Below are 14,929 nucleotides of genomic sequence, written 5' to 3'. Positions count from 1 at the left end.
GACATCATCAAACCGAACGGAACTCACAGCCATGGCCGAACGGATGCAGGAACGCCCCGATCCCTATCTCTGGCTGGAGGATGTAGAGGGCAAGGAAGCTCTCGCCTGGGTGCGCGCTCAAAACGAGATCACGAAAGCTGCCCTGTGCGATGCGGCGTTCGAGGCGGACAAGCGAACGATTTACGAAATCTCGACCCGCCCGGACAACATTCCCTTCATCACCAGAAGGCGCTGCCGGCTCTACAATTTCTGGCAGGATGTCACCTATGTGCGTGGCCTGTGGCGACGCACCTCGATGGACGAATATCGCAAGGCGGAACCCGCGTGGGAGACGGTGCTCGACATCGATGCACTGGCTCAGCAGGAGGGAAAAGACTGGGTCTGGAAAGGCTGCGGCACGCTCCAGCCAGAGCAGCGCTATGGCTTGGTCAGCCTGTCCCGTGGTGGGGCCGATGCCGTCGAGATCCGCGAATTCGACCTCGTCGAGAAGTGCTTTGTCGAGGATGGCTTCATGCTGCAGGAAGCGAAAGGCGGGGCGACCTGGCTCGACAGGGATCGGCTCCTGGTTTCGACTACGCTTGGGGAGAATTCGGCCACGGCATCCGGTTATCCACGCACCGTACGCCTATGGCATCGGGGTTCTGACTTCATGCAGGCTCCGGTGCTCTTCGAGGGCGAAGCCAGCGACATCTATATCTCGGCCTCCGTCGACCTGGAGCCGGATTACGAACGCACTTTCTACCGCCGCCAGATCACCTTCGAGGAAGGGATCAGCTATCTCGCGCAGGACGATGGCGCGCCACTCCTCATCGACCTCCCGCTCGATGCCCGCTTCGACGTGGAAAAGGATTGGCTGGTCGTGAAGCTCAAGAGCGATTGGGCTTTGCCGGAGGGCACCTATCCGGCCGATGCCCTGCTGGCGATCAGCTTCTCGCGCTTCATGGATGGCGATCGGAATTTCGAGGTGCTGTTCGAGCCCGGCCCGAGGCGGGTTCTCTCCGGGTTCTGGTGGACCAAATCCAGACTGGTTCTGACGGTGCTCGACAATCTAGCCAGCCAGATCTGGCTTGGCATGCCTGGTGCCCCCTGGCACTTGGAGCGGCTGGAGGGGCTGCCGGATACCGCATCTGTCAACGCCATGTCGCTCGATGCGAGCCAGCTCGAACGCACGGACGAATTCCTGCTCTCGATTTCGAGCTTCACCGAACCCACGAAACTGGCCCTCGTGACCGAGGACAAGCGGATCGAGATACTCAAGGAAGCACCTGCCGCCTTCGATCCCTCGGGTCTTGAGGTGACACGACATGAGGCCATGTCCGTGGATGGCGAGCGCATACCCTATTACCAGATCGGACCGAAGGATCAGGATGGCCCGTGCCCGACCGTGCTTTACGGCTATGGTGGCTTCTCGGTCTCCATGACCCCAGGCTATCTCGGCGGCATCGGCAAGACCTGGCTGGAGCGCGGCAATGTCTGGGTCGTCGCCAATATCCGAGGCGGCGGCGAGTTCGGGGCAGCTTGGCACAAAGCTGGCATGCGCGAGGGCAAGCGTCTCTCTCATGACGATTTCGCCGCCATCGCCCAGGATCTCCTGAGACGCGGTGTTACGACGACGAGGCAGCTTGCAGCCTATGGCGGCTCGAATGGAGGCTTGCTCGTCGGCAACATGCTGACCCGCTATCCTGATCTCTTCGGAGCGATCTGGTGCACCGTGCCGCTCCTCGACATGCAGCGCTATACGCAGCTGCTCGCCGGCCCGAGCTGGGTGGCCGAATATGGCGATCCCGATCTGCCCGAGGACTGGGCCTATATGGCGGGTTTTTCCGCCTATCAGAACCTGGAGGAGGGGCGGAGCTATCCGCCGGTACTCCTGGTCACATCGCGACGGGATGATCGCGTCCATCCCGGTCACGCCCGCAAGATGGCGGCCAAGCTCGAAGCCATGAAGCAGCCGGTCTTCTTCTACGAGCCCGACGACGGCGGGCACGGCGCGGCGAACAAGGAGCAGGCGGCCTTCCTTTCGGCCCTCGGATTGTCGTTCCTCAAGAAGACGCTCTCCGGGGAGGCTGGCGCCTGAAACGCGGCAGGGAACAATGCGTTGCGGATGAGGGGTGACTATCGTCAGCCAGGACCTTGATATTGTATTATGCCGTCAACACATAGGGAGAGAAAGATTCGACAGCTCAATGCCTTAGTCTCATCCGGAGACATTGTGGGCCGACCCCGGCTAAAGCGAGCATCGTCACCCGAAAACATTTGCGCCTTTCCAGTGTTGATTCTGGCATGAAGCCGGAACCGTGAGCAGGCGCCTTCGAATAGGGTCGGAGCGGCAACCAATGGCTCCGGCATGTGAAAGTCTGAATGTCCAAGAAGTCGAAAAATCTCGTCAGCCTCAATCATCTGCCAGGACTCCTGCTCGCCAGCGCCGCTGAATGCGAACGCTGGATTGAGGCCGGACTGATCCCGGTGGCTGAGCGGCGAACATTCCAGAAGCGCGGACGCAAATACGAAGCGCCCCTGTTCGATCCGGACGTCGTTGCTCAGCTGGCGGCGGAGGTTCCGGCTTGGCGAGCGCAGACAGGTGGAGGGCCTGAACGTCCTACCCCCGTCCGTCGGAAGGCTTCGGAGGATGACGCTTTACAACCCGTTGACGATGCCAACCATCGACGCCGACAGAGCATTCTCGCCCCCGTTCGAAAGAACACGGGACTCTTTGTTGCCGAGGACATTCGTAAGATCGAACGCGGCCGCTGGAAGCCGGAGCGCGTGTTCGCGGGGTACAAGGCTGTCTTCAGCAAGCCGATAGAGATCCTGCCGAACAGCGCTCCCATCGACATCGCCATCGAATTTGCCTTTGCTGAACCATTGGAAGTCGCTGCTGTCGTGCTTTCGCCGGCTCGCGTGGAGCGCAACGAGCTTGCCGCCGCCTCGGAAGCCCTCGAAGCCAGACTCGTCGATTTGCGGGATGAAACCTTCGAGGCCTGCGAGCGGGAACTTGAAGGCTGGCGCGACGAGCTCGAAACCTATCTGGATGCCTACGAGGATCCGGAGGAACGCCAAGCCATTCTCCGCGGCATTCGTACGGCTCTCGATAAGCTCGATCGTATCCATGCCTCGGACAAGAGTGGTCCGGCAGGAGCGGGACGCAAGCTGCGGCAAAAGCTCGACGACTTCCGCTCCCGGGCAGCTGCGAGACGACTCCGGCATCTGCGCGAGGCGCAGATCCGCGAGGCATCGGGCTACGAGCGCTATGCAGCAATCTTCCCGGTTGCTCGCTCTCTGAACCGTCGGTTCCTGTTCCTCGCGGGCCCGACCAATTCGGGTAAGACCCACGAGGCTCTCAAGCTTGCTGGGGAAGCCGAGACCGCCGAAATCCTCTCGCCCCTGCGACTTCTCGCGCTCGAGCACTATGAACGCTTGAGCGAGGACGGCTTTGCAGCCGGCATGATCACGGGCGAGGAGCGCGTTTTGCCAGAAGGCGCAACGCATATCGCCCGTACCATCGAGACCCTGGACCTGCATTGTGTCGTCGATGTCTGCGTGATCGACGAGATTCAGATGCTGGACGATTCCAGCCGTGGCTGGGCCTGGACACAGGCCATGATCGGTGCGCCTGCGCATCTCGTCGTGCTGACCGGCGCGCCGGAGGCAATCCCCCTCGTCGAGCATCTTGTCGCCATGACCGGCGAGCCGCTGGAGGTGAAGATCCTCAAGCGCAAGGGCAAGCTTCGCGTGGAGGGTGTTCCCGCCAATTTCAACAAGCTCTCGCGCGGTGATGCGGTGGTGGCCTTTACCCGCCGGGACGTGCACGACCTGCGAACACGTCTGGTCGCGGCGGGGCGCACTGTTGCGACGGTCTATGGTGCATTAGGTCCCGAAGTTCGCAGGGCGGAGGCTGCGCGGTTCCGCAACGGCGATGCGGAAATCCTCGTCGCGACGGATGCCATCGGCATGGGGCTGAATATCGGCCCGCTTCGGAGAGTCGTGTTCTCAACCCTGCGCAAGTTCGACGGCGTTCGCGAGCGCCAGCTCACCGCCATGGAGATCAAGCAGATCGCAGGCCGGGCAGGGCGCTTCGGCCACCATGACGAAGGGCTTGTGACCGCGCTGCAGGATGCAGGCGCCTATGCCCAGGTCGAGACCGTCATTCGTAACGCGCTGAATGGCGATGCCGCAAAGCTGCGAGGCAAGGCCTATGTCCGACCGAACCAGGAGACGGTGCTCTCGGCAAGCGAGGTGCTGCAGACCGACCGGCTCGGCCGTGTTCTCCGCCACCTGAATGACACGCTTGTGGCCGGGCACCCGGATCTGCGCATGGCCGATATGGAGGAGATGATCGAGCTGGCGACGCTTCTCGATACGGTCGATATGCCAATCCTTGACCGGCTGTCCTACGCGATGGCACCGGTCGATACGCGGGAGCAACTGGCGGTCGAATTGCTGCTCGACTGGGCCCGTCAGCACGCCCGCGATGGGCGCGTCCAGGCGCCAGACTTCGGTGTGAACACGGATCTTCTCAAGCTGGAAGCCAGGGTGAAAATTGCCACCAGCTGGCTCTGGTTGGCTCAACGCTATCCGGATGTCTTCGAGGATGTAGACATTGTGGTCGATCTGCGCGCGAGCCTCAACGAGAAGATCGAAGAAAAGCTCGTTGCCACTTCCGTCTCCCATCGTCGCAGACCCGATGAGAAATCGCGGCGCGGCAGAGGCGAGAAACCACAGCGGCAGCGAAAGAATCGGCGCGCCCGGGGGGCGGCCGAGACGGCGGAGGTCGAGCAGTATCGGGTCAGAAGACGGTAATCCTCAGACTGCGAGTTCCTGCTCCACGAGAGCAACCCAGAACGCCACGCCGGTCGGAATGGCTTCGTCGTTGAAGTCGTAGGCCGTGTTGTGATGCAGCGCTCCATCGACGGCCGGGCCGTTGCCCAGCCAAACATAGGCTCCAGGCGCGGATTCGCCGAAAAAAGCGAAATCATCGCCCGCCGTCGATGGCTCGAAATCGATCACCACCTTGGCACCACACACAGCCTGCGCCGCCTTGAGGGCGCGGGCCGTTGCGTCCACATGGTTGATGACTGGCGGAATGCGACGGCGGAATTCATAAGAAACCTCAATGCCGAACATCGCCGCGACGCCTCGGGCTAAACGCTCGATTTCCACTTCGAGCTGGTCGCGGACCTCCGCCGAATAGGCCCGAGCCGTTCCCTCGATCTCCACGATATCCGGAATGACATTGAGCGCCCGCGGATCACCGGCTTGGACCGAGCAGGCGCTCACCACAGCGGGCTGTAGTGGGTTGACCATACGTCCGACGATACTCTGCAGGGCGGAGAGGAAATGACCGCTCGCGGTGATCGGGTCCTTGCCGAGATGCGGCTTCGCACCGTGGGTGCCGATGCCCTTGAAGGTGACATGCCAGGTATCGGACGAGGCGAGCTGCGGACCGACTGTTACCGCCATCTCGTCGATGGCGAGCCCCGGCATGTTGTGCAGACCGTACACTGCGTCACAGGGAAACAGGTCGAAGAGCCCGTCCTCCACCATCTTCTTCGCGCCGCCCCGGCCTTCCTCCGCCGGCTGGAAGATGAAATGCACTGTCCCGGAGAAGTTGCGGGTTCTGGCCAGATGGCGTGCGGCCCCGAGCAGTAGGGTCGTATGCCCGTCATGGCCGCAGGCATGCATCTTGCCAGAAAATTTCGACCTGTAGGGACGCTCCGCCTGTTCCGGCATGGCCAGCGCATCCATGTCGGCACGAAGGCCGATGGTTCGCGTGCCGCTGCCGACCTGCAGCGTGCCGATGACGCCTGTCTTGCCCAGACCCCGATGCACGCGAAGGCCCGCCTCTTCCAGCAGGGCGGCGACGATGCCGCTCGTCCGCTCTTCCTCGAAACCGAGCTCCGGATGAGCATGCAGGTCTTGGCGGAGGCTGCGCAGGAATGATAGGTCGGCCTGGATGAGATTCTGTTCGGGCATCGTGCTGTCGTCCTGGGGCAATGGCAGCCCGTTCGATAGCGCGGTGACGACCGGGCCACAATTGCCCTTGTCTTGAGAGCGGAAAGAAACGAGCGATGCAGCCTCATGATTTCTGGCAGGAGATCCATCCGCCCGGGACCTTCGCCAGCGATCCGGCCGAGGGGCATCGCGGTTTCTATCCGGCCGCTTTCGAAGACGGGCGCCAGCTCCGCCTGCCGATCCGCGAACTGGCCGATGGCGAGCATGCGCTCGCCTCTCTCATCATCAACCAGGCCGGTTTCGCCGTCGAGGGCGCGCTCTGCGGGGCGCTTGCCGACAAGGTCCGCCCCTTCGAACCGGAAGTGGTGATTGGGCTTCCCACCCTTGGCCTCACGCTGGCGAGCGGCACGGCGAAGAAGCTCGGTCACGGCCGCTATGTCCCGCTCGGGACCTCGCGCAAGTTCTGGTACCGCGAGGAGCTTTCGGTGCCGATGACCTCGATCACCAGCCCGGAGCAGGTCAAGCGCCTCTATCTCGACCCACGCATGCTGCCCGTGATCGAGAACCGGCGGGTTCTGCTCGTGGACGACGTGATCAGCAGCGGCCGGTCCATCGTTGCGGCCCTGAAGCTCCTGGATTCCTGCGGCGTGCAGCCCGTCGCCATCGGCGCGGCGATGCTGCAGACCGAGGCTTGGCGGGAGCCGCTTGGGGCTTTCGGCGCACAATGGCCCGACCGTGTCGTGGGCGTTCTCCGGACTCCCCGCCTGACGCGGACGGCAGCCGGCGGCTGGGCCGCCGAATAGCCTTCCTCGAATTGCAAGTTTTTTGGGCAAAATGGCGGTAAGGTCGGCAAAGTCTTGGTCGGGCAGGGCTTTCCCAGGGCCGTGGTTGTGTTAATGCGTGGTGCCTGTAGGGCGGTCATAGCCCTTGTGAAGGGTATCGGCACCCATATCCTTGGCTGTGAAACAATGGAACCTAGGAGATCCTGAGATGGTAGGGCGTTGGCGGAAACCGATTGCGGGCATGGCTCTTGTTCTGGGGGCGCTGACTGCCGCTCCGGTCATGGCCCAGAACAAGACTCTCACGATTTCCTGGTGGGGCTTCAACGGCGACAAGCTGGAAGAGATCATCCTCAAGCCGTTCCGCGCCCAGTGCGGCTGCGAGCTCGTCTTCGAGACGGGCAACAATGCCGACCGCCTGAACAAGATCAAGATCCGCGGCGGCAGTGGCGTGGACGTCGTCTATCTCACTGACAGCTACTCGCAGATCGGCATCCAGGAAGGACTGTTCCAGCCGATCGACCGCTCGAAGATCCCGAACATCAACGGCATCTACGATCTCGCCAAGGAGCCGCAGGGCAAGTTTGGCCCGGCCTACACCATCGGCCGCGTCGGCATCATCTACGACAGCGCCAAGGTGTCGGCTCCCATCACCTCCTGGAACGATCTGTGGCGTGACGATCTCAAGCGCCGCGTGTCGCTGCCCGGCATCACCACCACTGCAGGTCCGATGACGGTTCTGGTCGCTGCCAACAAGGCGGGCGTCGATCCGTACAAGGATGAAAGCGCCGCCTTCAAGGCCCTCGAGCAGCTCAAGCCGAATGTGGTCAAGAACTACAATACCGGTTCCGAGCTCGTGAACCTGTTCTCGACCGGCGAGGTTTCCGTCGCCATGGCGCAGGACTTCACCCTGGCCCAGATCCAGGCTGCCGTGCCGACCGTGCGCTGGGCCGAGCTGAAGGAAGGCGACTACGCTACCCTGAATACGGTGAATATCGCCAAGGGCGCGGCCAACCCCGAGCTGGCGCATCAGTTCATCAACTTCATCCTCGATCCGAAGATCCAGCAGACGCTGGCTGAGCGTGGCGTTGATGCTCCGGTCGCGACCGCGGTGCAGCTGACACCTGAACAGGCCTCCCGCTGGACCTACGGCCCGAAGATGATCGCGTCGCTCAAGCGCCTCGACTACGAGAAGCTCAACGCCGCCAAGAACGATTGGCTCGACGCTTGGAGCGAGGTTTTCGGGAAGTAATCCGGCCATCATGACCGCAAGACGTTTCTGGCGCCGTTCCGGCGCAACAGGGTGGGCGCTGACCGCGCCCGCCATACTCGCCGTGATCGGGTTCCTGATCGTGCCCATCGGGGCCGTGATCGCGGGGACCTTCATGGATCCGCGTGGAGCCTTCGCCCCCTACATCTCCTATTTCAACAGCGGCTTCCGCACGACCGTCCTGTTCCGGACGCTGCAGATCTCCGCCTTCACGACGATCATCTCCCTGATCTTTGGCTTCATGACCGCCTATGTGGTCTCACGAGCGCCCGGCAAGCTGAAGAGCCTGCTGATCGTTGCGGCGGTGTTTCCGCTGCTGACCGGCGTCGTGGTCCGCGCCTTTGCTTGGCTCATCATTCTCGGCCGCAACGGCATTCTCAACCAGACCCTGCTGTCGCTCGGCATCGCCAACGAGCCGCTCGAGATGCTCTACACGCAAGGCGCCGTGGTTGTCGGCATGGTCTATCTCTTCGTGCCGCTGATGGTTCTCTCCCTCGTCGGCGTGCTGGAGAACATCCCCAAGGACGTGCTGCAAGCCTCCTCGTCCCTCGGGGCGTCCCCGATGGCGACCTTCTGGCAGGTGCTGCTGCCGCTCGCCGTGCCGGGGCTGATCGTCGGCGCCGTGCTCGTCTTCACCGGCAGCTTCACGGCTTATGCGACGCCGCAACTGCTCGGTGGCGAGCGTCAGACCGTGCTCGCGACCCTGCTCCAGCAACGCGCCATGGTGTCCTTCGACTGGGTCGGCGCCTCGACGATCGCCACCATCATGACGGTGATCACCATCTCCATCGTTCTCGCGATGAGCCATATCGCCCGCCGCATCAACCCCATGGCCACGTGATGTCCGACAGACCTCATTTCCTCCTGATCGTCGTCACGGCGCTGGTCTATCTGTTCCTGATGGTTCCGCTCGTCATCGTCGTCGGCGCGGCGCTCAGCGACACCACTTACCTGACCTTCCCGCCGCAAGGGCTTTCCCTGCGCTGGTTCTCGAATATCTTCGAGATCAGTGCTTTCCGACGGACCATCATAACGAGCCTGCAGATCGCACTTCTCGGAACGCTCATCGCTCTCCTGATCGGCATTCCGGCGGCCTATGCGCTCAACCGATTCCGGATCGAGCTGCCGAAATGGCTGGGAACGCTGTTCGTACTGCCGATCCTCGTGCCCGAGATCGTGTTCGGCTTCGCCCTGCTGAAGTCGCTGACGGTCGGCACCGGCGCGCCAATCTTCCTGTCCCTCCTCATCGGTCACACGCTGATCGTGCTGCCTTACGTGGTGCGGGTGATCAGCGCGAGTCTTGCCTCCTTCGACTTCTCCATCGAGGAGGCGGCGATCAGCTTAGGGAGCGCTCCGGTGAAGACCTTCTTCACTATCGTGCTGCCGAATGTGCGGGCAGGGGTGATCGCGGCCTTCATCCTCGCCTTCATCACCTCGCTCAATGACGTGTCGGTCTCGCTCTTCCTGACCGGGCCGGGAATCAGCACCCTGCCGATCCAGATCCTCGCCCATGTGGAGCAGTTCTTCGACCCAACCGTCGCCTCCGTTTCCGTGCTTCTGATGTTCCTCACCGTGGCCGTGATGGCCATCGTGGAGCGAACCCTCGGCCTCACCTTTCTTGCGAAGTAGCTTTGACGTGACACAGCCTCTCGACATCAACGCCGTCTCCGCCCATTACGGGACGACCAAGGTTCTCGAAGACCTTTCGCTCTCGGTCCAGGCCGGCGAGCTCGTCTCGCTTCTCGGTGCCAGCGGTTGCGGCAAGACCACCACCTTGCGCCTGATCGCCGGGTTTCTCTCGCCGACCAGCGGATCCATCTCGCTCGGCGGGCGCGACCTGACGCGGCTGCCGACCCACAAACGCGATATCGGCCTCGTCTTCCAGAACTACGCCCTGTTCCCGCATCTCTCCGTTCTCGACAATGTCGCCTTCGGCCTCAAGCAGCGCGGCATCGGCGCGGACGAGCGTCGCAAGCGGGCGATGGCGATGCTCGAGCGCGTGGGTCTGGCGCCTCTGGCGGAGAGGGCACCGGGCGCCCTCTCTGGCGGGCAGAAGCAGCGCGTCGCTCTCGCCCGGGCGCTCGTGATCGAGCCGCCGTTGCTGATGTTCGATGAGCCGCTGTCCAACCTCGATGCGAAGCTGCGGGTCGACATGCGCGTCGAGATCCGCCAGCTCCAACGGGCCAACGGCACCACCTCGGTCTATGTCACGCACGACCAGGAGGAGGCCTTCTCGATCTCCGACCGCGTCGCGATCATGAATGCCGGACGGCTGATGCAGTTCGATCGGCCGGAAGTGCTCTACCGGCGCCCTGCCAACACCTTCGTGGCCCGCTTCGTCGGCTTCGAGAACATCATTCCGCTCAAGGTGGTCGCCCGCGACGGCGACGTCGTCACCGCCGAGACTGCGGGAATGCGGCTGCGGCTGTCTCAAAGCCTGTTCGGCAATATCCCGGATACCTTCCTGCTGGCGACACGCCCGGACGGTCTGGTGGTGTCGACAGATCCCGCAGCCGAGGGGCTTCCGGCGCAGCTCGGTCTGCGCACCTATCTCGGTCGCGCCTATCAGTATCAATGCGAGACGCCCGCCGGGCATCTGATTGCCAATGGCAGCCTCACGACGCCGCTCGAGGCCGGCACGAACGTGAAGCTCGTGCCGATGCCGGAGCAATGCACGATTCTTGCCGCCGAGGATGCACGCTGATGACCTCGATCCTCATCAGGAACGCCTACCTGCTTCCCATCGACGAGGCGATGAGCGTCATCGAGAACGGCTGGATCCATATCGAAGGCAGCACGATCCGCGCGCTCGGCGCCGGCGAGCCGCCGCAGGTGGATGGCGCCGAAGTGATCGATGTCGACGGTGATGTGGTCATGCCCGGCATGGTCAATCCCCATGCCCATCTGGCGATGACCTTGTTCCGCGGCCTTGGCGAGGACGTGGACGACCGGCTGTTCCGCTACGTGCTGCCGATGGAGCGCAAGTTCGTGACGCCGGAGATGGTGCGCGTCGGCACGCTCCTTGGCGCGCTCGAATCCATCGAGGCGGGCGTCACCACCATCGCTGACATGTATTACTACGAGACGGAGGTCGGGCGGGCTCTGGACCAGGCCGGCCTGCGCGGTGTGGTCGGCCAGACGCTCGCGACCTTCGATCCGCCGGACCACAAAAATGCCGAGGAGGGCTTCGCCCTTGTCGAGGAACTCGTTGCCGAGTTCTCCGGTCATGATAGGATCGTTCCGTCCATCGCGCCCCACGCGCCGTATTCGACCGATGTCGCAATCATGGCTCGCGTCGCCCGCTGGGCCGAGGCGCATCCCGACGTGCCGGTGCAGCTCCATCTCGCCGAGATGGACAGCGAGATGGAATGGTGCCGTAAGAACCACGGCATGCGTCCCGTAGCGGTCGTGGAGAAGGCAGGACTTCTGCTGCCCGGTCTGATCGCGGCCCATTGCCTTCATATTGACCCGTTCGAGATCGAACGGATGGCGAAGGCCGACGTGCGCGTGGCCCACAATGCCCGCTCGAATGCGAAGGCGGGACGTGGCATCGCGCCTATCGAAGCCATGCGCGCCGCTGGCATCAAGGTCGGCATCGCCACCGACGGGCCGATGAGCGGCAACACGCTCGATCTGTTCAGCCAGTTCGGCCCGGTCTCCATGTTCCAGAAGCTGCTCGGCCACAGCCGCAAGCCGATGCCTGCGGCGCAGGTGATCCGCATGGCGACGCTTGAGGGCGCGCAGGTGCTGGGGCTCGATAGCCGCATCGGTTCGCTGGAACCCGGCAAGCAGGCGGATCTCATCCGCATCGATGTGTCGGCGCCGCGCATGCAGCCGGTCTACGACATCTACGCCACGCTCGTATTCTCCGCCATGCCGGTCGACGTGCAGGACGTGATGGTCGGCGGCCGCTGGATCATGCGCGGGCGTGATGTCGAGAGCCTAGAGCGCAAGAAGATCCTGCGCGATGCGGGCCAGATCGCCGCCGCGTTCAAGGCCGAGATGGCCCGGATCGACGCGGCCGGATGATCGCTACCAGACGACCGGGTGCGTCTGCCCGGTCGCCACATTGACGAAGCCCTGCGGCGCTGCCTCGCAGGGCGCCACCAGAACCCAGCGCCAGGGCGCGCAGGTCAGGGTCGCGAATTGCAGCCGCTCCGGGAAGCCCGGAAACCAGCGCGGCGAAAAGGTCGGCTCGTAGAGCCATTCGATTGTTTCCGCCGCTGCATAAAGCTGCTGCATCTCGGCATCGAGTTCTTCCGCCGGGCGCTGGGTCATCAGGCCGCCGATCTCATAGCGCACCTCCGCCAAAACCTTGCCGCTGCTGACCAGAACCCAGCCGCCGCCGATCTCGGCAACGCGGTTTGCCACCATCGCCATGGCCTCATCCGACGAGCCGACGATCCAGAGATTGTGCTTGTCGTGCGCCACGGTGCAGCCGACCGCCGTATCCGGCGTCTTCGGGCCGCAGCCGAGCCAGAACATGCGGGAAATCTTCGCCCCGCCGGAAAAGCGGTCGACGATGGAAAACTTGGTGACGTTCCGGGCCGGATCGCGCTGGACCTCGCCGTTTTCGACAGGAAGCTCCATGGGAATGAAATCGTCGTGCCAGTGGAACGGGCGCAGCAAAGCGGCGTGCATGGTCTCACGACCGGCCTCGGCGGTGATGGCGAAATCTTTCGGCTCGACCCGGCGCTTGATGTTCACGGTCTTGGAGGCCCAATCGGGCCAGGCGATCGAGGGCAGCGTGCCGGTATAATCGGTGCCCTTCGAGACGGGCCGCCCATCCGCCCAGACCTCGGTGATGGAAAGCTTCTCCACATCGTCGAGCAGCACGATGTCGGCGAAGCGTCCCGGCGCGATGCTGCCGACCCAGGGCGTGAGCCGCATGTGTCGCGCCGGGTTGATCGTGACGCATTGGATCGCGATTTCCGGCGCCAGTCCCGATTGGATCGCAAGGCGTACGTTGTGGTCGGTCGCGCCCATCTTCAGCGTGTCCGATGCGCTGCGGTCGTCGGTGGCAAAAGCCACCTGCGACCAGTCGGTGAGGCCACGCTCGATGAGCCCCGCGATGATCTCCGGCATGGAATGGGGCCTGATCTCGATAAAGATGCCGTGGCGCAGCTTGTCCCATACCTCCTGTGCGGTCCAACCCTCGTGATCGGAGGCGAGACCCGCCGCGGCGAAGGCATTGATGGAGTCGAGATCCCGCAGGCCTGCGCCGTGGCCCTCCACGACGCCACGCTTCTCGAACGTGGCCTGGATCATCCCCCAGAGCCGCTTGTGCGAAGGGTTCTCCGGATTCCAGACGGCCGGCCAGTCCATCACTTCGTCGAGACCCGCGACCATGAGGCTTTCTTTCAGAAAGCCCGCCTGCTCGTCATAGCCGTAATAGCCTCCACCCCATTCAAAGGCGGTCGGCGGAACGGCCGAGCCGGGCAGGGGAAAGATCTTCATCGGCGAGCCGTGGCGCCGCGCGGTGAGCCAGAACTCGAGATTATGGGCGCCGTCCACATTGGAGAATTCGTGGCTCGCCTCGCAGGTCCAGGTGTTGCCGCGCGGCAGGACGAGCGCCGCCTCGTATTCGGGCGTGATGTGCGAACTCTCGATATGCTTGTGCACCTCGCCGAAGCCAGGAACGGCAAAGAGAGGTGAACGATCCTCACGCGCCAGCGCCGTTCCGGGAAATGCTCCCGCCGGTCCCGTCCAGGCGATGCGGCGGCCGCGGATGGCGATCTCCTGATCGTCGAGCCAAGTCCGGGTAGGAACGTCGAGCAGACGGCCGACCCGCAGGAGCATGTCGGCCGGGCGCTTGCCCAGCGCGACCAGAACCAGATCCTGGCGGATTGTCACCTCATCCGCTGCATTCACGAGAAGGTCGTCGGGAAGCGGGGAGGAATGGGTCAAAGGTCACCTGTGGATATGGTCAAACGCCGCCCGCTGTCGGATAAGGGGCGGCCGATTCAAAGGAAGGTTTCTACCCCCATCATGCCTCATGCAAAACCCCGCCTCGTCGTCATCGATACAGATCCGGGAATCGACGATGCCATCGGCATCCTCCTGGCCCTCTCCTCGCCGGAGCTTTCGATTGCCGGCATCACCACCGTGGCCGGCAACATCGGGATCGAGACGACGACGCGCAATGCGGGCCGGCTTCTGGCTTTTGCTGGCCGGGAGGATATTCCCGTCTTCACGGGTGCCGCTGTACCCTTCTCGCGTCCGGGACCGGAGCCCCTGAACCTGCACGGCGAGGACGGCATCGGTGGCGTAAATTTGCCCGCGCCCGCCCGCGATCCCGAAGCTCGGCCGGCTGTCGAATGGCTTGCGGACCTCCTGCTGCGCGAAGAGGCAGGCACCGTCGATGTGCTGGCTCTCGGACCGCTCACCAATCTGGCGCAGCTCGTTCTCGAAAAGCCGGATGCGGCGAAGCGTATCGGCCGGATCGTTGCCATGGGAGGCGCTGTCCACGAGCGCGGCAATGTGGGTCCGCGCTCCGAGTTCAACCTCTGGGCCGATCCGGAAGCGGCGGCGACCGTCGTGGAATCGGGGTTGCCGCTCGTGTTGATCCCGCTCGACGTGACCCGGCGCGTGCGCGCCTCGCGTGATTTCACCGATGCCATGTCGAAAAGCGGAAAGCCTGCGGCCGCGATGGTGGCGAGCCTCATCGAATCCTATTTCGAGGCGGCCACGCATCAGGAGAGCCGCCCGCTGCACGATCCCTGCGTGATGCTGTTTGCCCTCGCGCCCGACCTCTTTCGTCTCGAAGAGCTTCGCCTGAGCGTCGATGTCGGCGCAGCCGAGAACGCGGGAGCGCTCGCAATCGACGAGAATGGATCTCCGGTCCAGGTCACCCTGGGGGTCGATGCACCTGCCGCTCTCGATCTTCTCGCGCGGCAGCTGATCGCTATCTAGAGGATCGGACGAATTC

At 63.5% G+C, this 14,929-nt stretch carries 11 protein-coding genes; 9 read left to right on the top strand and 2 right to left on the bottom strand.

Annotated features, from left to right (window positions below; translation table 11 throughout):
- Window positions 1-31: 31 nt before the first annotated feature.
- Together JO965_RS14870 and JO965_RS14865 are read left to right on the top strand one after the other, a co-directional pair.
- Window positions 32-2,077: a prolyl oligopeptidase family protein gene (locus JO965_RS14870; RefSeq protein ID WP_203439661.1), complete on the top strand. Its 2,046-nt coding sequence runs from the start codon at window positions 32-34 to the stop codon at window positions 2,075-2,077.
- A 284-nt stretch (window positions 2,078-2,361) separates the two neighbouring features.
- Window positions 2,362-4,800, top strand: coding sequence for a helicase-related protein (locus JO965_RS14865; RefSeq protein ID WP_203439660.1), 2,439 nt, complete (start codon window positions 2,362-2,364; stop codon window positions 4,798-4,800).
- Between the two features lie 3 nt (window positions 4,801-4,803).
- On the opposite strand, the gene JO965_RS14860 is transcribed toward JO965_RS14865, so the two are convergent.
- Window positions 4,804-5,973, bottom strand: a complete 1,170-nt coding sequence (locus tag JO965_RS14860) for a M20 aminoacylase family protein (protein WP_203439659.1) — start codon at window positions 5,971-5,973, stop codon at window positions 4,804-4,806.
- 95 nt (window positions 5,974-6,068) lie between these two features.
- Here JO965_RS14860 and JO965_RS14855 point away from each other — a divergent pair, with 95 nt between their 5' ends.
- The 6 genes from JO965_RS14855 to JO965_RS14830 all read left to right on the top strand — a co-directional run bounded on the left by JO965_RS14855 (window position 6,069) and on the right by JO965_RS14830 (window position 12,030).
- Window positions 6,069-6,755, top strand: a complete 687-nt coding sequence (locus JO965_RS14855; RefSeq protein WP_203439658.1) for a phosphoribosyltransferase — start codon at window positions 6,069-6,071, stop codon at window positions 6,753-6,755.
- Between the two features lie 187 nt (window positions 6,756-6,942).
- Entirely contained in the window at window positions 6,943-7,983 is a 1,041-nt protein-coding gene (locus JO965_RS14850; RefSeq protein WP_203439657.1) for a PotD/PotF family extracellular solute-binding protein, read from the top strand.
- Between the two features lie 10 nt (window positions 7,984-7,993).
- The gene (locus JO965_RS14845; RefSeq protein ID WP_203439656.1) at window positions 7,994-8,842 is read left to right on the top strand and encodes an ABC transporter permease; all 849 of its coding nucleotides are present in this window, start codon (window positions 7,994-7,996) and stop codon (window positions 8,840-8,842) included.
- Window positions 8,842-9,630 carry an ABC transporter permease gene (locus tag JO965_RS14840; protein ID WP_203439655.1) on the top strand — a complete coding sequence of 263 codons (789 nt, stop codon included), beginning with the start codon at window positions 8,842-8,844 and terminating at the stop codon, window positions 9,628-9,630. Before JO965_RS14845 ends, JO965_RS14840 begins: the two co-directional genes overlap by 1 nt.
- Before the next feature lie 7 nt (window positions 9,631-9,637).
- The gene (locus JO965_RS14835) at window positions 9,638-10,705 is read left to right on the top strand and encodes an ABC transporter ATP-binding protein (protein WP_203439654.1); all 1,068 of its coding nucleotides are present in this window, start codon (window positions 9,638-9,640) and stop codon (window positions 10,703-10,705) included.
- Window positions 10,705-12,030: an amidohydrolase family protein gene (locus JO965_RS14830; protein ID WP_203439653.1), complete on the top strand. Its 1,326-nt coding sequence runs from the start codon at window positions 10,705-10,707 to the stop codon at window positions 12,028-12,030. The genes JO965_RS14835 and JO965_RS14830 overlap by 1 nt, the downstream gene beginning before the upstream one ends.
- Before the next feature lie 3 nt (window positions 12,031-12,033).
- On the opposite strand, the gene JO965_RS14825 is transcribed toward JO965_RS14830, so the two are convergent.
- Window positions 12,034-13,908, bottom strand: coding sequence for an adenine deaminase (locus JO965_RS14825; RefSeq protein ID WP_203439652.1), 1,875 nt, complete (start codon window positions 13,906-13,908; stop codon window positions 12,034-12,036).
- 81 nt (window positions 13,909-13,989) lie between these two features.
- Between JO965_RS14825 and JO965_RS14820 the strand changes: the two genes are divergently transcribed.
- Window positions 13,990-14,913, top strand: coding sequence for a nucleoside hydrolase (locus JO965_RS14820; protein WP_203439651.1), 924 nt, complete (start codon window positions 13,990-13,992; stop codon window positions 14,911-14,913).
- The last annotated feature ends 16 nt before the right edge of the window (window positions 14,914-14,929 follow it).

The sequence above is a fragment of the Microvirga sp. VF16 genome, assembly GCF_016864375.1.
In the GTDB taxonomy this organism is placed as follows: Bacteria; Pseudomonadota; Alphaproteobacteria; order Rhizobiales; family Beijerinckiaceae; genus Microvirga.
The sequence above is the reverse complement of the archived record's forward strand: the minus strand, read 5'-3'. Positions and strand labels throughout refer to the sequence as shown.